General features: G+C 66.3%; 22 protein-coding genes and 1 tRNA gene. 7 read left to right on the top strand and 16 right to left on the bottom strand.

The annotated features are described in order from the left end of the window. Positions 1-224: 224 nt before the first annotated feature. The 5 genes from V6M50_RS11995 to V6M50_RS11975 form a co-directional block, all read right to left on the bottom strand. A complete protein-coding gene (locus tag V6M50_RS11995) occupies positions 225-461 on the bottom strand; it encodes a hypothetical protein (protein ID WP_332818797.1) in 237 nt (78 codons plus the stop codon). Positions 462-665: 204 nt separating this feature from the next. Next, positions 666-742: transfer RNA gene (locus V6M50_RS11990), tRNA-Arg, on the bottom strand. 189 nt (positions 743-931) lie between these two features. Further along, entirely contained in the window at positions 932-1,402 is a 471-nt protein-coding gene (locus V6M50_RS11985) for a DUF1178 family protein (RefSeq protein ID WP_332818796.1), read from the bottom strand. A 2-nt stretch (positions 1,403-1,404) separates the two neighbouring features. After that, the gene (grxC, locus tag V6M50_RS11980; RefSeq protein ID WP_332818795.1) at positions 1,405-1,665 is read right to left on the bottom strand and encodes a glutaredoxin 3; all 261 of its coding nucleotides are present in this window, start codon (positions 1,663-1,665) and stop codon (positions 1,405-1,407) included. A gap of 4 nt (positions 1,666-1,669) precedes the next feature. Then, positions 1,670-2,527, bottom strand: a complete 858-nt coding sequence (locus tag V6M50_RS11975) for a ComF family protein (RefSeq protein ID WP_332818861.1) — start codon at positions 2,525-2,527, stop codon at positions 1,670-1,672. Positions 2,528-2,575: 48 nt separating this feature from the next. Between V6M50_RS11975 and V6M50_RS11970 the strand changes: the two genes are divergently transcribed. Continuing rightward, positions 2,576-3,427, top strand: a complete 852-nt coding sequence (locus V6M50_RS11970) for a methyltransferase domain-containing protein (protein ID WP_332818794.1) — start codon at positions 2,576-2,578, stop codon at positions 3,425-3,427. A 130-nt stretch (positions 3,428-3,557) separates the two neighbouring features. Here V6M50_RS11970 and V6M50_RS11965 read toward each other — a convergent pair whose 3' ends face one another. Beyond that, the gene (locus V6M50_RS11965; RefSeq protein WP_332818793.1) at positions 3,558-3,986 is read right to left on the bottom strand and encodes a (deoxy)nucleoside triphosphate pyrophosphohydrolase; all 429 of its coding nucleotides are present in this window, start codon (positions 3,984-3,986) and stop codon (positions 3,558-3,560) included. Positions 3,987-4,366: 380 nt separating this feature from the next. On the opposite strand from V6M50_RS11965, the gene V6M50_RS11955 reads away from it, so the two are divergent. Further along, positions 4,367-4,537 carry a Flp family type IVb pilin gene (locus V6M50_RS11955; RefSeq protein WP_137752146.1) on the top strand — a complete coding sequence of 57 codons (171 nt, stop codon included), beginning with the start codon at positions 4,367-4,369 and terminating at the stop codon, positions 4,535-4,537. Positions 4,538-4,602: 65 nt separating this feature from the next. Here the strand turns inward: V6M50_RS11955 and V6M50_RS11950 are convergent, their stop codons facing one another. The 5 genes from V6M50_RS11950 to V6M50_RS11930 form a co-directional block, all read right to left on the bottom strand. After that, complete coding sequence (locus V6M50_RS11950) at positions 4,603-6,114, bottom strand: M48 family metalloprotease (RefSeq protein ID WP_332818791.1); 1,512 nt, start codon at positions 6,112-6,114, stop codon at positions 4,603-4,605. A 129-nt stretch (positions 6,115-6,243) separates the two neighbouring features. Continuing rightward, positions 6,244-7,191 (bottom strand): acetyl-CoA carboxylase carboxyltransferase subunit alpha, encoded by a 948-nt coding sequence (locus V6M50_RS11945; RefSeq protein ID WP_332818790.1) that lies wholly within the window; start codon positions 7,189-7,191, stop codon positions 6,244-6,246. Positions 7,192-7,202: 11 nt separating this feature from the next. Beyond that, on the bottom strand, positions 7,203-8,114 hold the full coding sequence (locus V6M50_RS11940; protein WP_332818789.1) for a tyrosine recombinase: 912 nt from the start codon (positions 8,112-8,114) through the stop codon (positions 7,203-7,205). A gap of 26 nt (positions 8,115-8,140) precedes the next feature. Then, positions 8,141-9,946, bottom strand: a complete 1,806-nt coding sequence (locus V6M50_RS11935) for a hypothetical protein (protein WP_332818788.1) — start codon at positions 9,944-9,946, stop codon at positions 8,141-8,143. Next, entirely contained in the window at positions 9,943-10,068 is a 126-nt protein-coding gene (locus V6M50_RS11930) for a hypothetical protein (RefSeq protein ID WP_332818787.1), read from the bottom strand. Before V6M50_RS11930 ends, V6M50_RS11935 begins: the two co-directional genes overlap by 4 nt. A gap of 129 nt (positions 10,069-10,197) precedes the next feature. Between V6M50_RS11930 and V6M50_RS11925 the strand changes: the two genes are divergently transcribed. Beyond that, positions 10,198-10,773 carry a shikimate kinase gene (locus V6M50_RS11925; RefSeq protein WP_332818786.1) on the top strand — a complete coding sequence of 192 codons (576 nt, stop codon included), beginning with the start codon at positions 10,198-10,200 and terminating at the stop codon, positions 10,771-10,773. After that, positions 10,761-11,867 (top strand): 3-dehydroquinate synthase, encoded by a 1,107-nt coding sequence (gene aroB, locus V6M50_RS11920; RefSeq protein ID WP_332818785.1) that lies wholly within the window; start codon positions 10,761-10,763, stop codon positions 11,865-11,867. Before V6M50_RS11925 ends, aroB begins: the two co-directional genes overlap by 13 nt. On the opposite strand, the gene V6M50_RS11915 is transcribed toward aroB, so the two are convergent. From V6M50_RS11915 to V6M50_RS11895, 5 genes are read right to left on the bottom strand one after another with little or no spacing between them, the layout of a single operon-like run. Beyond that, on the bottom strand, positions 11,864-13,747 hold the full coding sequence (locus V6M50_RS11915) for a cation:proton antiporter domain-containing protein (RefSeq protein WP_443030507.1): 1,884 nt from the start codon (positions 13,745-13,747) through the stop codon (positions 11,864-11,866). The genes aroB and V6M50_RS11915 overlap by 4 nt on opposite strands. Next, positions 13,744-14,172, bottom strand: a complete 429-nt coding sequence (locus V6M50_RS11910) for an iron-sulfur cluster assembly scaffold protein (protein ID WP_332818784.1) — start codon at positions 14,170-14,172, stop codon at positions 13,744-13,746. The genes V6M50_RS11915 and V6M50_RS11910 overlap by 4 nt, the downstream gene beginning before the upstream one ends. Further along, entirely contained in the window at positions 14,169-14,702 is a 534-nt protein-coding gene (locus V6M50_RS11905; protein ID WP_332818783.1) for a CvpA family protein, read from the bottom strand. Before V6M50_RS11905 ends, V6M50_RS11910 begins: the two co-directional genes overlap by 4 nt. A gap of 10 nt (positions 14,703-14,712) precedes the next feature. Beyond that, a complete protein-coding gene (radA, locus tag V6M50_RS11900) occupies positions 14,713-16,074 on the bottom strand; it encodes a DNA repair protein RadA (protein WP_332818782.1) in 1,362 nt (453 codons plus the stop codon). 47 nt (positions 16,075-16,121) lie between these two features. Further along, on the bottom strand, positions 16,122-17,465 hold the full coding sequence (locus V6M50_RS11895; protein ID WP_332818781.1) for a serine hydrolase domain-containing protein: 1,344 nt from the start codon (positions 17,463-17,465) through the stop codon (positions 16,122-16,124). A gap of 395 nt (positions 17,466-17,860) precedes the next feature. Here V6M50_RS11895 and fsa point away from each other — a divergent pair, with 395 nt between their 5' ends. The 3 genes from fsa (at position 17,861) to V6M50_RS11880 (ending at position 20,982) form a co-directional block, all read left to right on the top strand. Then, positions 17,861-18,511, top strand: coding sequence for a fructose-6-phosphate aldolase (fsa, locus tag V6M50_RS11890; RefSeq protein ID WP_332818780.1), 651 nt, complete (start codon positions 17,861-17,863; stop codon positions 18,509-18,511). A gap of 169 nt (positions 18,512-18,680) precedes the next feature. Then, positions 18,681-19,475 carry a crotonase/enoyl-CoA hydratase family protein gene (locus tag V6M50_RS11885; protein ID WP_332818779.1) on the top strand — a complete coding sequence of 265 codons (795 nt, stop codon included), beginning with the start codon at positions 18,681-18,683 and terminating at the stop codon, positions 19,473-19,475. Between the two features lies 1 nt (position 19,476). Further along, on the top strand, positions 19,477-20,982 hold the full coding sequence (locus V6M50_RS11880; RefSeq protein ID WP_332818778.1) for an acetyl-CoA acetyltransferase: 1,506 nt from the start codon (positions 19,477-19,479) through the stop codon (positions 20,980-20,982). The last annotated feature ends 42 nt before the right edge of the window (positions 20,983-21,024 follow it).

Below are 21,024 nucleotides of genomic sequence, written 5' to 3'. Positions count from 1 at the left end.
CGGTTTTGGTCGGCAATATAAGAATTCGAATCCGTCGCCCAGTGCATCAATCATTCGCCCAGGCGAGATCTAATGAATCATTCTTACCGAAATTCAACGTGCGCTTCGTAGGTGCCGACTTTTTCAACAGCATCGGCCGTTAGCAACCTGTCCGGTTTTGGGGAGTGTCGGCGGGAAAGCTGCCTTGTGTCGATGTTCCATCGGGAAAGCGTTACGAGCCCTGATTATCCTCGAAATCGGAGCGCCTCGACAATGACCTTGAAGGCCGGAAGGTTTTGACGACGACTCGGATAATAGAGGAAATAGCGGACAGCTTCGAAAAGATCGCTCAGCGAAAGATAGCGCTCGTCGTCAGGGCGCGAGAACCATTCCGACGAAACGCGACCGATACGCTGGCCACGTGAAATATCGACCCTGTATCCTGATGCCTGATTGGCCGTAGCGCTGATGGGATGTGTCATGGCTCTTCTCCTCGACGACCGGCTGGAGCCTCTCTCCAAGCCTCGGCTCGTCACGAGATTTCGCTTCTCCTCTCGCTCTATCTCCGGAGCGCGAGCGCCGTCCGTGCCTCAAAGCACCGCGCCTCGCATCGCCACACGGTGATTGCTGGGTGATTGCTAGGAGGTTCGATGCTTGGCGAGGAAGCGCCTAAGTCATTGAAAATATGGTGCACCCGACTGGATTCGAACCAGTGGCCCCCAGATTAGGAATCTGATGCTCTATCCTGCTGAGCTACGGGTGCGCCGCGGCTCGTGTAGCGGCGCGGGGCGCAAAGCGTCAATCGGCCCGATCAATTAACGGCGGCGAAGGCGTGCCCTTTGTTGCCGCGGCTTCGCGCGCCCGGTTCTCGCGGATCGCGAGTTCCTCATATCGGCAAAGCGGCACCGGCGCGGCCGCCCTGGGCTTCGCCGCTACTTTCTTCTTGCGCCGGTCAGTTGATGGCATCGGGCGGCACGATCGGCACCAGCAACGGCATCGCAGCGATCCCGTCGTCGCGCAGTTCTTGCGCTTCTTCGGGCGACGCCTGGCCGTGGATCAGGTCCTCGGCCGCGCGCCCCTCGTGCATCGCGCGCGCGGCGTTGGCGAAATCGCGGCCGACCCAGCGCGATTGCGGCAGCATTTCGGCCTGTTTCGCCGCGATCTCGGCCACCACCTTGCGCACCATCTCGGGCGAGATTTCGCCCGGCGCGGACGCGTCAACCGGCTTGGCGGGAACGGCCGATGAGCGGTTCGACTTGGCGCCGACGCGCGGCGCCATCACCGCCTTTTTGACATCGCTGTCGCCGCATATCGGGCAGCCGATCAGCCCGCGCGCCTGCTGTTCGGCAAAGCTTTCGCTGCTTGCGAACCAGGCTTCGAACCGGTGGTCTCCGGCGGCGCAGCAAAGATCGAAAACGATCAAGGTCAGCCCAGCCCCAACAGCGGATCGAGCCCGCCGCGCGCGTCGAGCGCCGCCATATCGTCGCTTCCGCCGATATGTTTCCCGTCGATAAATATCTGCGGCACGGTGCGCGCGCCGCCGGCGCGTTCGACCATCGCGTTGAACCCGGCGCGGTCCATCGTCAGGTCGATTTCCTGATATTCCACGCCCTTGCGGTCGAGCAGCGCCTTTGCGCGCGAGCAATAGGGGCAGAAGAATTTGGTAAAAACTTCGATCTTGGCCATGCGGCTATCCTGTCATCACTTCGTCCGTCATATCGGAATCCAACGAAGCAAAGTCAAATATGTTGCCGGTCATCAGGGCATCGGGGACCACGCGGGCCCAAGTTAGCGCCGATATTTGTGCGGCACCGCTCCGCCTGAGCACTTTCACCGCTGCGCGCAACGTCGCGCCGCTGGCATGGACATCGTCCACCAGCACCACATGGCGACCCGCCACACGCGCTTTTGCGTCCGTTGCCAATGCAAACGCCCCCGCGACGATCCGCTCGCGCTCGCGCCGCCCCTTGCCGCGCAGCGACGCCGTCGGCTTGACCCGCAAAAGCAGGTGATGATCGCGCGATGCGCCCGTCAGCCGCGTCAGTTCGTCGGCGACCAGCGCCGCCTGGTTGAAACCGCGCGACCAGAGCCGCCAGCGGTGCAGCGGCACCGGCACCAGCAAGATTTCGTCCGCCCCGCCCAGCATCGCGAGCTGACGTGCCATCAGCCGCGCCATCAACCGGGCATGGCCGGTGCGCCGGCCATATTTCAAGCGCAGCGCGACGGTGCGCGCGACGGGGCCATAAGCGACCGCGGCGGGGGCACCGTCGAAGGGCGGCGGGCTGGCGAGGCACGCGCCGCACGCGAGCGGCGCCCCCGGCAATGCGATGGGCAAGGGGATCGAACAATGCGCACAGGCGGGTCCGTCGAGGAACTGGAGCGACGACCAGCAGGCGAGGCAGAATTGCCGGTCTTCGCCGACAATGATCCCGCAGCCGGGACAGCGCGGCGGCAGTGCATAATCGACGATCGCACGCGCCGCGCCGCGCAAGCCGCGGAGCAACGCTCGCGTCGGCACATCCGATTCTTCGACTTCCCCCGTCGTCATCGCCATCACCGGCTTGTGAAGCATCGCCCAAGGCGGCACAAGCCGCGCATGTCGCAGTCGCCCCGCCCGCTCTTTTCCGCCGCCCGTCACCGCGCCCAGCGCGACCGCATGGCGCGCCGCCCCGCATCAGCCAATTTCCTCGCGCCGGTCATCGCCGAAACCTTGCTCGACCGGCTGGCGATGGTGACGCGCGAATTTCCGCGCGCGCTGCTGATCGGCGCGCATGACGCCGCGCTGACCGGGCATCTGCGGGCGATCGGCACCGAGTTGACGATCATCGAGGCCGGCGCGCGCCTCGCGGCGACAAGCGGCGCGATCGCGGTCGAGGCCGACGCGGTCGACCTGCCTTTCGCCAGTTTTGACCTCATCCTCTGGCCCGGCGGGCTCGACAGCGTCAACGACGTGCCCGGCGCGCTTCTCCGCCTTCGCGCGCTGCTCGCCCCCGACGGCCTGCTGCTCGGCGCCTTTGTCGGCGACGGCAGCCTGCCCCGGCTGCGCCGCGCGGTGATGACCGACGGTGTGCGATCGATCGCGCGGCTGCATCCGCAGATCGACCTCGCGGCGATGGGCAACCTCCTCCAGCGCGTCGGCTTCACCATGCCCGTCGTCGACGTCGAGGCGTTAACGGTGCGCTATGGCGACTGGTTCGCGCTCGTCCGCGATCTTCGCGCCGCCGGGCTGTCCAGCCGGCTTGCGCCCGCTCCGCCATCGCTGACGCGCGCGGAAGTCGCGCGGATCGCCGCCGCCTTCGCGGCGCAGGCCGATCCCGATGGCCGCATCGGCGAAAGTTTCCGCCTTGTCCATTTCAGCGGCTGGGCGCCGCACCCCGATCAGCCGCGGCCTGCACGGCGCGGTAGCGGCACGGCGTCGCTGGCGGAGGCGTTGAAGCCGAAGGGGTAGAGCGAATTGCAGGAAATCTGAATCATCCCGCTTCCCCGAGCGAAGACGAGGGGCTCGTTCGAGCGAAGCGAGAACCCGCACCGACCTCGCCTTCGCTCGGGGAAGCGGGTCACATTGAAGGCTCGGTGCTTTAAATCAGCGCCTCCAGCAAGCCGATCAGCGGCTTGTCGGCGGGCGGCATGTCGAGGCCGTGCAGCTCGACCGGACGCACCCAGCGCAGCGCGCTCGCATGTTGCGCGATCGGCGTGCCGCGCCATTTGCGGCAGACATAAAGGAGGAGAAGCAGATGCTTGTCGCCCAGCGTGTCGCTCGCAAAGCAGGCGGGCGCGAGGCAGGCGTGGTCGACATCGATCGCCAGTTCCTCCGCCAGCTCGCGGATCAGCGCTGCCTCGGGGGTTTCGCCGGCTTCCAGCTTGCCGCCCGGAAATTCCCATAGCCCCGCCATCGACAGCCCCTCGGGGCGCTGCTGGACAAGTATTCGTCCGTCGCGATCGACGAGCGCTGCGGCGACGACGACAAGCGTATTTTTCGGCGGTTTTCCGGGGCTGGACACGGACAAATTGTTAACCTTCCTATGCGAATATGGGAACCCTCGGGAACTATAAATTCAGTCAGGGGTGGAACAATGCGTAACCTTTACAGGCTGATGCGGTCGACCAGGGCCGCTACGGCCGTCGAATATGGGCTGATACTGGCCCTTATCTTTCTGGCGGCCGTCTCCGCTGTGGGTGGTGTCGCAAATTCGACCACCGGAATGTGGGGCAATGTTTCGAACGCCGCGACAAACGTGATGTAATCCGGACATTGTTCAAAACGGGACGCGGTCAACAAGGGATCCGGGTCCTCTCATTAAGATTTTCAAAACCTATTCACCCTACACCTGCAGATGTTGACCCAGACCAGACCGTCAACAGGGTAAGTGAAATCAGGAGACCAGTCATGAAGTTCATCAAGAAATTCGTTCGCGACACCAAGGCCGCGACCGCCATCGAATACGGCCTGATCGCCGCTCTGATCGCCGTCGCCGGCATCACCGCAATGGGTGCCGTTGGCAACAGCGTCAGCAACACCTTCAACAAGGTCAATACGAACCTGAACACCGCGCCGTAATAAACCGGTCGCGAAACAGGAAAGGGGCGGTGGAAACACCGCCCCTTTTTTGTATCTGCGTCGCGTCAGCGGCTGGCGTAGACGACGATCTTGACCCGTTGTCCCGGGGCCAGCCGGCTGCTTGCGGACAGGCGATTAAGGACCTGGAACCGTTCTGCCTGGTAATTGCTGTACGCCATGCGGCGCGCCAGGCTGGCCATCGTGTCATTGCGCCCAACGGTTACCACGTCGATCCGCCTCGGCCGGATCGCCGCCGCTTCCGCCGCGCTCAGCCGCCGGACGCTATTGAACATCGAATTGAACACACCGCCCCCGCCCGCCTTGGTCAGCGTGACGAAGTGGAACGCGCTGCTCCGCGAAAATTCATAGGCAAAGACGGTGACATCGACCTGCCCCGACTGACTGTTCACGCGCGCGGTCGAATAGGATGCCGGAATGCCATTGACCGTGGTGCGCTGGATCGCGCCCGGGCTGATCGCGGTGTTTCCGGCGATCGCCTTGAACGCCCCGGCGATATAGGCGTTCATGTCGCCGCTATAGGGTCCGGTCGAAAATTGCGCCTGCCCGCCGTTGCCGCTGACCAGAACCGCGTCGGCGCCGTTCTGCATCCCATAGCCCGCCGGAACCGCGAAGCGCAGCCGCAGGTCGGGATGCAGGAATTCATTGCCTTCGACCACCCCTTGCGCCGGATCGTCGCCATAGAGGATGTTGTCGAGCGAGGCGAGAAACGCATCGGCATTCCGCGTCCCGCCGCTTCCCCCGACGCGGCTCGCCAGCGTCTGCGCATTGCGGACGCGCGAGGCGGGGTCGGGGTGGGTGCTCGCCCATGCGGGGAGCGAACGCGCATCGCCGCCCGAAAGCCGGGCGTCGAGGGTCGTCTGGTTCGCGAGGCTCGCGAGCATCGTCGACAGTGCGAGCGGGTCGTACCCCGCGCTGCGCAAATACTGGACCCCCAGCTGGTCGGCTTGCAATTCCTGGCTGCGCGAAAAGCCCAGTGTCGCCATTTGCGCGATCTGCATCGAATTATTCTGGAGCAGCCCGCCAAGCCCGCCCAGCAAACCGCCATTGTCGCCGATCGCTCCGCCGAGTACCGCGCCGAGCACACCGAGGATCTGGTTGCGCGTCGCCGCCGACTGGCGCTTCTTGCTGTGCTGCGCGGCGACATGGCCAACCTCGTGCCCCAGCACGCCGGCAAGCTCAGCCTCGTCGTTCATCAGCGCCATCAGCTGGCGCGTGACATAGACATAGCCGCCGGGGATCGCGAAGGCGTTGTTCACCGGCGAGTTGAGCAGGGTGACAGTGAAGTCGCTGGGTGACCGCGACAGGCCCGACTGGACGGCGATATTCTGGCCAATGCGGTTCACATAGGCGGCCTGCGATCCGCTATAGGCGCCGCCGAATTCGGCCATCAGCTGCGGGTGCGCATCGGTGCCCTGCTTGCGTTCGGCAGGCGAAATGCTGGTCGCGGTCTTGATCGCCTTGAGCTGCGCGTCGGCGACCCCGGTAAAGGCCAGGCTACCCAGCGCCGCCGTTGCCGCCAGCTTGATCGCCAGCCCATTTTTCGTCTTCCGGGTCATAGTCGCGCCTCCCTTATACTTCTGGTCCATCAGGGAATATCCCCGATTCACGACAAGGCAAGCCGTGCCATAGCCAGGGCTCGTCATTGTCTTGATCGGGAACGCAAATGCGCGCGATCGGGTTCCGGATCAGGCGCGGCCCATGGCAAGGAATTTTTCCTCGCGCGCGGCGAGTATCGCATCGCGCGGCAAGCCCGATAGCGTATCGAGCTCCTCCGCGATCGCATCGCCGAGCGCGGCAATCGCGACTTCGGGCGCGCGGTGCGCGCCGCCGACGGGTTCGGGCACGATCCGGTCGATGATCTTCAAGCCCAACAGGTCCTGCGCCGACATCTTCATCGCGGCCGCGGCATCGGCGGCCTTGTCCGACGTGCGCCACAGGATTGATGCGCAACCTTCGGGTGAAATCACCGAATAGACGGCATGTTCGAACATCAGCACGCGGTTCGCGGCGGCAAGCGCGATCGCGCCCCCCGATCCGCCCTCGCCGACCACCGCCGCGACCATCGGCACACCCAATGCGAGGCATTGCTCGGTCGACCGCGCGATGGCTTCGGCCTGCCCGCGCTCTTCGGCCTGGATGCCCGGAAAAGCGCCCGACGTATCGACCAGCGTCACCACCGGAAGGCCGAAGCGGTCGGCAAGCTGCATCAAGCGGATCGCCTTGCGATAGCCCTCGGGCTTCGCCATCCCGAAATTATGTTTCATGCGCGACGGAATATCGTCGCCCTTTTCATGGCCGATCACCATCACCCGGCGGCCGCGAAAACGCGCGAGACCGCCAAGAATCGCCTGATCGTCGCCGAAATTGCGGTCGCCCGCCAGCGGCATCCAGTCGTCGAACAGGTCGGCGACATAATGTTTGAAATGCGGCCGGTCGGGATGGCGCGCGACCTGCGTCTTTTGCCACGGCGTCAGCTTCGAATAGATTTCGCGCAGCAATTTCGAGGACTTGTCCTCGAGCCGTGCAATATCATTGTCGATGTTGAGCGTGGGGTCGTCCCCCATTTCGCGCAATTCGGCGATTTGCCGATCGAGCGCCGCGACCTGTTTTTCGAAGTCCAGAAAGGCTGTCATGGCAAAGAGCGCTAGGACGAAGGCGTCCTGAGGTCAACGCCATCCATCCGCGCGAGCGGGTGCCGCTGATTGACCAGTTCGACGAGGCGGCGGCTGTCGACATGGGTGTAGATTTCGGTCGTCGCAATATCGGCATGGCCAAGCATCAGCTGCAGCGCGCGCAGATCGGCCCCGCCCTCGAGCAAATGGGTGGCAAAGGCGTGGCGCAGCACATGCGGGCTGACCGCGGTCGGATCGACCCCCGCGCGGCCCGCGAGGTCGCGGAGCATCTGGAACAGGCGCACGCGCGACACATGGCTCTTGCCCGACGGAAACAGCCAGGGCGACCCGTCGGCGAGCAGCGGCGCCCAGCGGTCGAGCGCGCCGCGCGCACGCTCCGACAAGGGCACCAGCCGCTCCTTGTCGCCTTTCCCGCGTATGATCAGATATTCGCGCTCGCCGGCGATCGCCCGCCGCGGCAGCGACACCAGCTCGCTCGCGCGCAGCCCCGATCCGTAAAGAAGCTCGAGCAGGAGCAGCATTCGAACCGCCGCGGCAGGCGGCGCCTCTCCCGCCGCTTCCTCGTCGGCCCGATCGAACAATCGTTCGACATCGGCGTGGGTCAGGATGCGCGGCAGCGGGCGCCGCGTCGTCGGCCGCGCGATGTCGAGCGCGGGATTGTCCGGCCGGTCGCCTTCATCGAGCAGGAAAGCGAAAAACTGGCGCAGCGCCGATAGCTTGCGCGCCGCGCTGCTTGCCGCAAGCGATTGATAATCCGCCATCAATTTGCGCAGAACCGCCGCGTCCGCATCGGCAAGCCGCCCCCTCACCAACCCGGCCGCTTGCTCCAGATCGCGGCGATAGGCGGCGAGCGTGTTGCGCGAGGCGCCGCGCTCGGCCGCCATCATCTCGAGGAAGCGGTCGATCGGGGCCGCGTCAGACATCGGTGATGTCTGGCACTTCGATAGCCTCAGACACGCACCAGCGCTTCGGCGGCGATCATTCGCGCTTCCGAACCTAGCCCGACTTCGCGCAGCGCCCGGACGATATAATAGAGATGATAGGGCGGCACTTTCGACCAGTCGCCCTGCATCCCCGCCGCCGCGAGCAACGCCACCATGCCGGGCTCGCGCCGTTCGGCCGCCGCCATGATCGCGCGCGACCAGCGTGTCTGCTTGCCGAGGTCGACGTCGAGGTCGCTCGCCGCCGACGCCGCGGCGCTGGCATCGATCCGCCCGAGCCCGGCGAGACCCGCGAGCAGGAATTTGGACCGCAGATAGTCGGCGCTATCGTCATCGCCCGAGAATTGGCCGACGGCACCCGCGCTCGTGCCATTGAGCGGTCGCGGCGAACCCACCGCGAGCACGCCCCACGCCCGGCTGCCAACCGATACCGTCGGGACCCACGCGATCGCATTCTGATCGTAACCGCCCGCCAACATCGATCCCAGGAGCTGCCAGGGATCGTCGCCGACTTCGGTGCTGGCCGGCAGCGCAGCGGCGGCGCGCGCCGTCGCGACCATCGCGGCATAGCGCTGCGCCGGACCGGTCCCGGCACCCCATAGCTGCCCCATCGCCGCATAACGGTCGGTCCCGCTTGCCGAGCCGAAGGCGCTGCGAAGCTGCTCGGTCTGGCTCGCGAGCGCCTCCGCGGGCTCCTCTTCGCTTGCCGCGGCACTCAGCAGCGACACATAGGCTTCGCTCGACAGCACGCCGCGCGCGGCGGCCTCGGGCGCCGCGGCGACGCGGTTCGCCATGTCGGTCATCGGCGCCAGCACCGTCCAGCTCTTGATATTGGACGGCGCCGAGGTGCGCAGCGCTTCGGGGACCGGGATCGCGGTTGCGGTCGCCATGCCGAAACGCCAGCTCGTCAGCCGGTCGATATTGTCCCATTCGATCGTCGTCGAGCGGCGACCGCTGCCCGTCGCGCCGAGCACGCGTTCGGCGAGCAGGATGTCGAAGTTCGAAATCTTGCCGCTCGACCGCACCCGGCCGATCGCCCAGCCCGCGGGCCCCGCCTCGCCCGACAGGCCCGAACAGATCGCGGCCGACAGGCGCCACGCCTGCTCGTCGCCATGCGCGAGCCCCGCCGGCACATAGGGGCACATGCCCGCCGGATCGGCGTTGGCCAGATAGACCTGCTGCGCCGCGGCAACGAGGCGCGGGCTCGCACGGTCATAATCGACCGCCTGCACGATCCAGCGCGCCGCGATCGATTCGCCCATGCGGAGCAGCAACGACGCGCGCTCGGCCGCGAGGTCGGCGCCGTTGACCGTCGCGGGTGTGTCGATCGCCGATGCGAGCGAACGCCGCAGGAGGATCTGACCCCAGCGCGACGCGAGCTGGCCGTTGGTCCGGCGCATGATCGCGGCGGCATATTGGCCGCGCACGCCAAAGGCGTCGGGGGCAAGCCCGCCGGTTTCGGGGGTCAATGGCCCGATGCGGGTGAGCAGGCGGCGCGCGCCCGGCGGCAGGTCGTATTTCAGCCCGCCCGATTCGATCTCTTCGCTATCCTCGGCGGCGTCGGTATCGGTGGCGCCGACGGTCGCCGTGACCGGTGGCGGCGCAACCGGGCCGCTGCCATTCTTGGGCGTCGCGCCGGGCGCGGGCGTTGGGGCCTGCGACGGAGTCGGCGTCGGCCGCGGCGCGGGCGTTTCGGCGGGATTGCCAAACCCCTCGGGCAGCAACGATTCCTGTGCGAGCGCGGGGAGCACAAGCGCGGCTGCGATGGCGGTGCCTGACAGGCCAAGCGTCAGCGCCAGCGTTTTCATCTTCATCGCGGCGCTCTTTCGGCAATCTTGTCGGTCACATCCACCTCAATCATTCGCGGCTCGATCGGCCGGCCCAGGAACAGCAGGAACAGAAAGAAAGCCACCAGCACCAGGGCCAGCACGATCAATCGTGCAATCCAGCGGCCTTTTCCCGATCTGCCCCGTGCGCGCAATATCCAATGCCTGTCGTTCGTCTCATTCGCACGGGCAGCAAAAACATTGTCCCGCGCGGCTTCGGCGGTATAGCCGCGCGCACCATGTCGCGAAACCCGAAAAGCCCGGGCCCAATTTCCTCTGGGGCCATCCCCGCGTCGATCCGCGACCGGTCGATCGTGCTTGTCGGGCTGATGGGGTCGGGAAAGTCGACGGTCGGCCGCCGCCTCGCGCAGCGGCTGGGCATGCGTTTTGCCGATGCCGACGACGAAATCGAACGCGCGGCGGACATGAAGATCTCCGACATTTTCGCGCGCTTCGGCGAAGCGCATTTCCGCGATGGCGAGCGCCGCGTGATCGCGCGGCTACTTGGCGGAAAGCCGATGGTGCTGGCGACCGGCGGCGGCGCCTTCATCAACGAAGAGACGCGCGCGCTGATCCTCCGCGATAGCCTCTGCATCTGGCTCGATGCCGATATCGCAACGCTGGTCGAGCGCGTCGGGCGCCGCAGCCACCGCCCGCTTCTCAAGGACCGCGATCCGGCCGAAGTGCTTCGCCAACTGGCGGCGGTCCGCAATCCCATCTATGCCGAGGCGCATTTGCGCGTCAGCTCGGCAAGCACGCCGCACGACCATACGGTGCGCGCGATCATGGAGGCGCTAGGAACATGGAAAGCCTGACCGTTGAGCTCGGCAGCCGCAGCTATCCGATCCTGATCGGCGACGGGTTGATCCGCGGCATCGGCGAGCATGTCGCGCCGCTGCTGAAACGTCCGCGGACGATGATCGTCACCGACCGCCACGTCGCCGAACATTATCTGATCCCGCTCGGCACCTCGCTGGCGATGGAAAGCATCTCCTTCTCCTCCTTCGTCCTCGAGCCGGGCGAAAGCACGAAGAGCTGGACCGGCCTCGCGCGCCTCACCGAATGGCTGATCGGCGAGGGCGTCGAGCGCGGCGACCATGTCATAGCCCTTGGGGGAGGCGTGATCGGCGACCTCGTCGGTTTCGCCTGCTCGATCGTCAAGCGCGGTTGCAACTTCATCCAGGTGCCGACCACCCTGCTCGCGCAGGTCGACAGCAGCGTCGGCGGCAAGACCGCGATCAACGTCCCCGCGGGCAAGAACCTCATCGGCGCTTTCCACCAGCCGGCGCTCGTCGTCATCGACCCGACGACGCTCGAAACGCTGCCGCGCCGCGAATTGGGCGCCGGCTATGCCGAGGTCGTCAAATATGGCCTGATCGACGACGCGGACTTCTTCGCGTGGTGCGAAGAACATGGCGCCGCGCTGCTCGCGGGCGACAGCGAGGCGCGCCACAAAGCGATTGCCCATAGCGTCGCCGCCAAGGCGCGCATCGTTGCCGCCGACGAACGCGAAACGCGGGATGTCCGCGCGCTGCTCAACCTCGGCCACAGCTTCGGTCACGCGCTCGAGGCCGAGACCGGCTATTCGGACAAGCTGCTCCACGGCGAGGCCGTCGCGGCGGGCATGGCGCTCGCGCATCGCTTCTCGGTAGCGCAAGGCCTCTGCTCCGCCGCCGATGCCGACCGGGTGCGCGCGCATCTGGCTTCCGTCGGCCTGCCCCACGATCTGGCCAGTGCGGGCGTCGATGCCGACGGCACGACGCTCGCCGGCCATATGGCGCACGACAAGAAGGTCCGCGGCGGCAAACTGCCGCTGATCCTGACGCGCGGCATCGGCCAGAGCTTCGTCACCGACGAATTTGGACTCGATAGGGTGTCGACCTTCCTCGACGGCGAACGGAAGGCTTAAGTTCCGGCCGCTTGCCCGCCTTCCTCTTCCTTCGCCAGCTTTGCCGCCCGGCGTCGTTCGCGCAGCGTTTCGAGGATGCTCGCCGCCTGCCGCCCACCGCCAGCAATGAAACGATGGTCCATGCCCGCCCTCAGGTCCCCTTCGCTGATCTGCGCGGTGAGCCGTTCGTCATCGAGGTGGCGCAGCGCCATCTCGACATCGGCGATCTCCTGATCGCTGACGTCGATCTGCTTGAGCGCCAGCATCCCCAGCGCGATCGAGCTTTCAAAGGTTTCGCGCACCGCGCCGTCGACACCCGCCCCGTCAATCGCCATCAGCTGGCGGCGGTCGAACACGCGCGTCAGAACCTTTGCGTTGGGGAAGGCCTTGACGATCGGAGCCAACACCGCGGCGTCCATGCTCCGATCATCGGTGCAAAAGATGATTAGCCGCGCCTCGTCGGCATCGGCGCGGCGCAGCACGTCGACGCGCAGGCCGTCACCATAATAGACTTTGGTGTCGAACCGCCCCGATGTTTCGATCTGGCTCGGCTTCTTGTCGATCAGCGTCACCGAACAATCGACCGCATTCAGCATCTGCGCGACGATCTGACCGAACCGCCCATAGCCGACGACGATCGCCGATCCGCGCGGAGCGTGTTCGGGGCCATCCATATCCGATCCGTCGGCTTCAGGCGCAAATTCCAGATTGCGCGCGAACAGCATCAGGAAGGGCGTCGACATCATCGACAGCGTCACGACCGCGCTGAACAGGCTGGCCGCTTCCGGCTCGATCAGCAGCGCGTCGGTCGCCTGCGCGAACAGCAGGAAACCGAATTCGCCGCCCTGGCTCAGCAGCAGGCCAAGGCCGAGTGCTACCTTCCACGGCTTGCCGAACAGGCGCACAAGCACGGTGAGCACCGAGAGCTTGACCGCCACCAGCCCCGCGGCGAGCGCGACGACGAGCAGCGGCCGCGCCAGCACCGCCTGAATATCGAGCACCATGCCGACGGCGAGGAAGAAGAGCCCGAGGAGCACGAGGCGGAAGGGCTCGACATCGGCCTCGATCTCGTGGCGATAAGGCGAATCGGCGAGCATCACGCCCGCGATGAAGGCACCGAGCGCGGTCGACAGGTGCAGGCTGTGCATGAAGGCGGCGCTCGCCAGCACGACGAGCAGCCCGACGACGACAAACAGCTCGCGCTCGCCATAACGCCCGACGATCCGCAGCAGCGGATTGACGACGAACCGTCCGACAAGCACCAATACGATGATCGCCCACAGCGTGAAAAAGGCGGTCTGCCAACCCGGCGGCGCGTCGGGATTGGCGGGCGCGCGCGACAGCGCGGCGACGATCGTGATCATCGGCACGATCGCAAGGTCCTGGAACAACAGGATCGAGAAGGCCTTCTCGCCGAAGGGCGAATTGATCCGGCCCGAGCTTTTGAGGCTCGGCAGCACCTGCGCGGTCGACGAGAGTGCGAGCGGCAGCCCGAGCGCGAGCGCGGCTTGCCAGCTGAAGCCCAGCGTCAGGATCAGCAGCCCGGTGAGCACCAGCCCGGTGATCACGACCTGCGCAAGGCCCAGCCCGAAGATCGCGCGCCGCAGCTCCCAAAGCCGCCGCGGGTGCAATTCGAGCCCGACGAGGAAAAGCAGGAAAGCGATGCCGATTTCGGCAAATGCGAGCTTGGATTCGCCGCCGCCGACGAGCCCCAGCCCGTGCGGCCCGACAAGCGCGCCCGCGAGCAGGTAGCCGAGCACGGCGCCGAGGCCGAGGCGGCGAAAGGCCATGACGAACAAGGTCGCGACGCCGAGCAGGATCGTCGCCTCGATCAGCGCCGCGTCGCTCGTCCGTTCGGCGGCGACTTCGGTCGCGGCGGCAGCGAGCGCGAGCAGCGTCACGCCCGCACCGCCTGCTCCTCGAGCGCGGTGATTGCCGCATCGAAGGGCAACAGGATCGCGCCGTGCCGCGCCGGATAGTCGCGCGCCGGCGCGAGCAGGTCGAAGCCCGGCCAGCCGGGTGCCTCGCCCGTGCCGCCGAACCAGCCGGCAATTGCATCGCGCGCGGCGCGAATCTCGTCGAGGCCGCGTCCCGGCGCATGGCGCGCGAGCAACGTCGCGGCGGCCTGCCCCAGCGCGCACGCCTCGACGTGCATGCCGACACTCGTCACGCGCCCGGCATCGTCGGTGTCGAGGTCAAGGATGATCCGGCTGCCGCACAGCGGCGCGCGCGCGCTGGCATGATAGCGCGCATCGGGATTGGGCAAATGCTCGGCCGCCGCCACCGCCAGCGCCAATATGTCGCGATTGTAGAGTGGCGCGCTCATTTGTCGCCCTTCGTTTCGGCCTCGCGCGCCTCGGCGCGGCGCTCGGCGATCACCTTGCTCATCGCCTGGCTCGTCGCGTTGAGCGCGGGATAGGTGCGGCTGTCGGTCATCCACGCCGGGCGCTGCGCATTGCCGTAGCCGATGTCGTAAAGCAGCGTGACGACCATGAAGAGCAGCGCCGCGATCATCAGCCCCTTCACCGCCCCGAAGCCCGCGCCGAGCCCACGATCGAATCCGCCCACCAGCGACGCCCGGCTGCGCTGCCCCATCGCGCGCGATCCCCATTTGGCGAAGGCGAAGACGCCGCCGAAAAGCAGGACGAACGCCAGCATCGCCGCGCCGCCCTCGGTCCCGATCCAGCCGCTCAGCAGGTTGGTGACGAAGGGGTGAAAGAAGCGCACCGCCGCGATCGCCAATATCCAGGCGAGCAGCGTCGTCACCTCCTGGACCAGGCCGCGCGTGAAACCGAGCACCGCGCTGCCACCGACCAGCGTCAGCACGAGAATATCCAGAGCTGTCAGACTTCCCATTTGCCGGTCGCTAGTCGCGCCCGAGCATCAGGTCAACGAGTTCGCCGAGGCGCCCGAAACCGGTGACCGAAATCCCGCCGACTGCCTTCATCCCCGTCGGACCCCAACCGCGCGAAAAACCAAGCTTCGCCGCTTCGCGCAGCCGCAGTCCGTCGTGCGACACCTGTCGCACCTCGCCCGACAGCGACAATTCGCCGAATACGATTGCGTCGGCGGGCACCGGCCGCTCGGTGAATGCCGAGATCAGCGCCGCGGCGACGGCGAGATCGGCGGCGGGGTCGGTCAGCCGGTATCCGCCGGCGATGTTGAGATAGACTTCGGCGGCGCCCATTTGCAGCCCGCAGCGCGCCTCCAAAACCGCGAGCACCATCGCAAGCCGCCCGCTGTCCCAGCCGACGACGGCACGCCGCGGGGTCGCGCCGCTCGCGAGACGGACGGTCAGCGCCTGCACCTCGACGAGCACCGGGCGCGTGCCTTCCAATGCGGGAAAAACCACCGAACCCGGGACGTCGCGGCTGCGATCGGTTAAAAACAGGCTCGACGGGTTCGACACCTCGCCCAGCCCTTCCTCGCCCATCGCGAAGACGCCGATCTCGTCGGTGCCGCCGAAGCGGTTCTTCACGGCGCGCAGGATGCGATATTGGTGGCTGCGCTCGCCCTCGAACGCCAGCACGGTGTCGACCATATGTTCGAGCACGCGCGGACCCGCGATCGTCCCGTCCTTGGTGACATGCCCGACCAGAACGATCGCCGCGCCGCTGTCCTTGGCATAGCGGATCAGTTCCTGCGCGCTCGCGCGGACCTGGCTCACCGTCCCCGGCGCGCTGTCGATCAGGTCGCTGTGCATCGTCTGGATCGAATCGATCACTACAAAATCGGCGGTCTGCCGGTCGAGCGTCGCCAATATGTCGCGCACCGACGTCGCGCTCGCGAGCGCGACCGGCGCGTTGCCGAGCCCGAGTCGCTGCGCGCGCAGCCGCACCTGCGCCGCGGCTTCCTCGCCGCTGATATAAACGACCGACCTGCCCGCCTGCGCGAGCCGCCCCGCCGCCTGCAACAGCAAGGTCGACTTGCCAATCCCCGGATCGCCGCCGATCAGCGTCGCCGATCCCGCCACGAACCCGCCGCCCAGCGCGCGGTCGAATTCGGCGATGCCGCACAGCATCCGTTCGGGCATCTTGCTGTCGGCATCGAGCGTTTCGAGCGCGAGCGTGCGTCCGCCGCGGCTGAGGTCGTGCTTCGCGGAAAAGACGGTTTCCGCAGCCTCTTCGATCAGCGTGTTCCACTCGCCGCAATCGGCGCACTGCCCCTGCCAGCGATAGGTGGCGGAGCCGCAATTCTGGCAGACATATTGGCGTTTCGCTTTGGCCATGGCGTCCGCATAATCGGAACAAAGAAGGAACGCCAGTGCTTTTGGGCTCAGGCTCGGTCGAAAAGCAAAACCCCGCCGCCGCCGATCACCGTCAGGCCTTGCACCGAACGATCGGCGCCGCGATCGAACAACAGTTGCAACGTCCCCGCCGGGATATAGGCGTCGGGCACCACGAAACGGTTGCTCGTTACAGCGACCAGATCTCGCGATTTGCCCTTCGCAGTCATTTGCAGACCTTTAGCAGACGGGGCGATCTCGAGGCTTTCGGCACTGAAAACCGTATCGAGCAAGCCCGCCAGCTTCCGGTTCTGATCCGCCCGCCGTTTATAGCTGCCGGTGAAACTTTCGATCAGGCCGGCTGTCGCAATCGGTCCGGTCCGCACCGACCAGTCACCAGGCCATGACAGCGCGTCGGAAACCGCATTGCGGATTTCATCGCCCAGCACGTCGCCGTTCGCGCCGTTGGTCACAATCACCAGCCCGTCGCCGGTTGCGAGATTGCCTTCGATATAGGCCTTGTAGCTGTCGTTCGCTCCGGCGTGATGGAAGATGCGCGCGGCGCCTTCGCTGGCGAGGCGCGGCCCCAAGCCGAACGGCCCCGGCGATACCGCGGTCATCATATCGACCGCCAGTTCCTGCGGCAGAAAGCCGCCCGGCGCGCGGTAACTCGCACCCAAGCCAAGGACGAGGCGGGCAAGATCGTTCGCCGACGTCCAGAGACCCGATGGCGCCAGCTCGGGGAAGCTTTGCCAGCCCCGCGGAAGCGCGGCGGCCTTTCCGTCGCCGTCATGAGCATGCGCGATGTCGGCCGTGCCAGCAGCCGGGGCGGCGTCGAACCGGCTTCGTTTCATATCCAGCGGCACGAACAGATGGCGCCGCGCCACCGCTCCGAACGACGCGCCCAAGGCATCTTCGATCACCGCTTGCACAATCATGTAACCGCCGCCCGAATAGCGCGACCGCGTTCCCGCCGCATCGATTCGCGCGAGCGGCTTGTTCACTGCCGGAGCCGCGCCATCGAGCGTCTGGACCAGCGTCGGCATCGGCGCATCGGGCGCGATGTCCTGAAAGCCATGCACGTTGAAGCCCGCGGTGTGCGACAGCAGCATCCGCAACGTAATGCCGGCGCTGTCACCGGCCACCCCCGCGGGAACCCGCCAGCGTTTTAACCAGCGATCGATACTCCGATCGAGGTCCAGATGACCCAGCGCAACAAGTTTCAGGCAGAGCGCCGCGGTCGCAACCTTGCTGACCGATCCCACCGAAAACAGCGTGTCGGGTCCCACCGGAGCGGCCTGCCCCGCGATCCGGACGCCATAGCCCGCCACCCTGTCGATCCGGCCATCCTGCAAGATCGCAATCGCCGCGCCCGGAACGCCGCCACGGGCCATTCTGTCCGCAAGGGTCCACCGCTCGGCGCCGGTGTGGACTGTCGGTCGAAGCAAAGATTCGAAAGCCGAACGAGGTTCGGCCGCAGAGACTGGCGTGGATGGAAGGAGGCCGGCGAGCGGCAAGGTCAGGCTTCCGGCAAGAATTTGGCGTCGTTCGAGAAAGGGCATAGCAATCCACCGTGTGTCGGCAGCGCCCGCCTGCTGTCGTTCCAACGCCGATCCGGTGCCCTAATCGGCGCGTTTTGTGCGTCTGCCAGCGGCGACGCACGCCAGTCCATGCACAGCGACGGGGCGCTAGTCAATTGCGAGCGCAACCCCATCGGCCTGTTTGGCCTTGGCCGCGGGAGGGCTATAGGCGGAACGACGAATCGCTCGCACAAGGAATGCCCCGCGCCATGAAATTCTTCGCCGACACCGCCGAAATCGCCGACATCCAGGAACTCGCCGCGACCGGCCTGCTCGACGGCGTGACCACCAACCCGTCGCTGATCGCCAAGTCGGGCCGCGATTTCAAGGAAGTTACCAAGGAAATCTGCGCCCTCGTCGACGGTCCGGTGTCGGCCGAGGTCGTCGCGCTCGACCATGCGACGATGATGAAAGAGGCCGAGATCCTCCGCAAGATCGCCGACAATGTCTGCATCAAGGTGCCGCTGACGATCGACGGGCTCAAGACGTGCAAGGCGCTGACCAGCGACGGCACGATGGTCAATGTCACGCTCTGCTTCTCGGCCAACCAGGCTCTCTTGGCCGCCAAGGCCGGCGCAACCTTCGTCTCGCCCTTCGTCGGGCGCCACGACGACAATGGCTTCGACGGCATGCAGCTGATCGCCGACATTCGGCTGATCTATGACAATTACGCCTATCCGACCGAAATCCTCGTCGCGAGCGTGCGCCACGGCATCCATGTGCTCGAAGCCGCCAAGATCGGCGCCGACGTGATGACCGCACCGCCCTCGGTGATCAAGGGATTGTTCAAGCATATCCTGACCGAAAAGGGCATCGAAGGCTTCCTCGCCGACTGGGCGAAGACAGGGCAGTCGATTTAAGGGCCATCGCCCCACCCATTTTCGTCACCCCGGCGAAGGCCGGGGTCTCGCCGGTGCGTTGAAACGCTATGTCGAGATTCCGGCCTTCGCCGGAATGACGAAATGAGGCTTTCCAGTTGACGTAAACGTCAACTCACCGCGATACTCGTCCGAAAGGGAGAGATTCGCGATGACCGATACGACCATCCTCACCGAACGCCGCGGCCATATCCTGATCGTCACGATCAACCGGCCCGAGGCGCGCAATGCGGTCAATGCCGCGGTCCACACCGGCATCGGCGTCGCGCTCGAAGAGGCCGAGGCCGATCCCGAAATCCGCGTCGTGGTGATCACCGGCGCGGGCGACAAGAGCTTCTGCGCGGGTGCCGACCTCGTCGCGCTGTCGCGCGGCGAGAGCCTTTACCCCGACGATCCCGCCCAGCAGGCATGGGGCTTTGCCGGCATGGTGTCGCACCCGATCTCGAAACCGATCATCGCTGCGGTGGGCGGCTTCGCCTTTGGCGGCGGCTGCGAGATTGCGCTGATGAGCGACATCATCGTCGCCGCCGACCATGCGCAATTCGGCCTGCCCGAGGTCAAGGTCGGGCTGTTCGCCGCGGCAGGCGGCGCCTTCCGTCTCGCGCAGCAGCTGCCGCGCAAGCTCGCGATGGAATATATGCTGACCGGCGACCCGATCCCCGCCGCGCGCGCCGCCGAGTTCGGGCTCGTCAACCATGTCGTCCCGCTCGCCGACCTGCTCCCCACCGCGCTCGCGCTCGCCGAGAAGATCGCGGGCAACGCACCGCTCTCGGTGCAAGCGTCGAAGCGCGTCGCGCTCGGCATCGACGAGGGCCGCATCGCCGCCGATGCGCCCTTTTGGGAGCATAACACCCGCGAACGCGGCGCGCTGATGCGCAGCGAGGACGCCCGCGAAGGCCCGCGCGCCTTCGCCGAGAAGCGCAAGCCGGTGTGGAAGGCGCGCTAAAATGACGATGACCGATCCCGAGCGGATTCCGGTGATCATCGGGGTCGGGCAGGTGAACGATCGGCCCGAGGATCCCGACCTCGGTCTGGATTCGCTTGGGCTGATGATCGAGGCGCTGAAAATCGCCGACACCGATGCGGGCGGCGGCGCGCTGACCGAACTCGACAGCCTCGCGATCGTCGACCAGATCAGCTTCCACAGCCTCGGCAAGCTCTGCGACCCGCTCGCCGCCGCCATCGGTGCCAATCCCGCGGTCAACTACCAGTCCGCCGCGCCGCACGGCGATACGCCCGTCCGCCTGCTCAATGAAGCGGCGAACCGTATCGGCGCGGGCGAGGTCAAGCTCGCCGCCATCGTCGGCGCCGAGGCGCTGCGCACCGCCGCGGGCCGCGCCGCCAAAGCCGCGAGCGGCGAGGACAAGAGCTATAACGCGATCCGCAAGGTGGCGACGCGGCGCGAGCCGAACTATGCCCAGCTTCACGGCCTCGCCGCGCCGGTCGACGTCTATCCGCTCTATGAAAATGCGACGCGCGCTGCGTGGGGCCAGAGCCTTGCCGAAGCGCAATTCGAAAGCGCCGAAATCTGGTCGCGCTTCTCCGAAGTCGCCGCCGCGAACGAAGGCGCGTGGATCCGCAAGCCCGCGAACCCCGAAGACATCCTCACCGTCGACGAGCGCAATCGCCCGATCGCCTTTCCCTATTCGAAGCTGATGGTCGCCAACTCGTCGGTGAACCAGGGCGCGGGCTTCCTTGTCGCGAGCCTCGCCGAGGCGCGGCGCCGCGGCATCGCCGAGGATCGCCTGATCTATGTCGGCATGGGCGCGGCGGCGAAGGAACCGCCAAGCATCCTTCACCGCGACCGTTACGACGGCAGCGTCAGTATGGAGACGTCGATCGCGCGCACCCTCGAACTGAACGCGATGACCGCCGAGGACTTCGATTTCGTCGAACTCTACAGCTGCTTCCCGTGCGTGCCGAAGATGGCGCGCCGCATCCTAGGCTGGCCGTGGGATCGTCCGGCGACGGTGTTCGGCGGGCTGACCTTCGGCGGCGGCCCGATCGCGAACTATATGAGCCACGCCATCGTCTCGATGGTCGACAAGCTGCGGAGCGAGGGCCGCTATGGCTTCCTGTTCGCGAACGGGGGATTCGCGACCGACAATCATTGCATCGTGCTGGGCAAGGAACCGATCGCCGCGGCGAGCTTCCCGCAGGATTTCGACTATCAGGCGGAAGCCGAAACCAAGCGCGGGCCAGTGCCCGAACTGGTCGAGGATTATGCGGGGCCGGCGACGATCGAGAGCTACACGGTGTTCTATGGCCGCGATGGGGCGCCGAAGGCCGGTGTGGTCGTGGCGCGCACGCCCGAAGACAAGCGCACGCTGGCGCATGTCGATGTCGGCGATGTGGCGATGCTGGCGTTCTTGACCGATGGTAAGCAGGAGCCGGTTGGCACAGCAGGCCAAGTCGTTGCGCTAGACGAAGGCTTCGGCTGGCGAGCGGCTTAATCCTCTTCGTCATTGCGAGCGAAGCGAAGCAATCCAGAGCGG

The organism is Sphingopyxis sp., assembly GCF_036675685.1.
Classification (GTDB): domain Bacteria; phylum Pseudomonadota; class Alphaproteobacteria; order Sphingomonadales; family Sphingomonadaceae; genus Sphingopyxis.
Note: the sequence above shows the minus strand (reverse complement) of the source record. Positions and strands in the feature narration are given on the sequence as shown.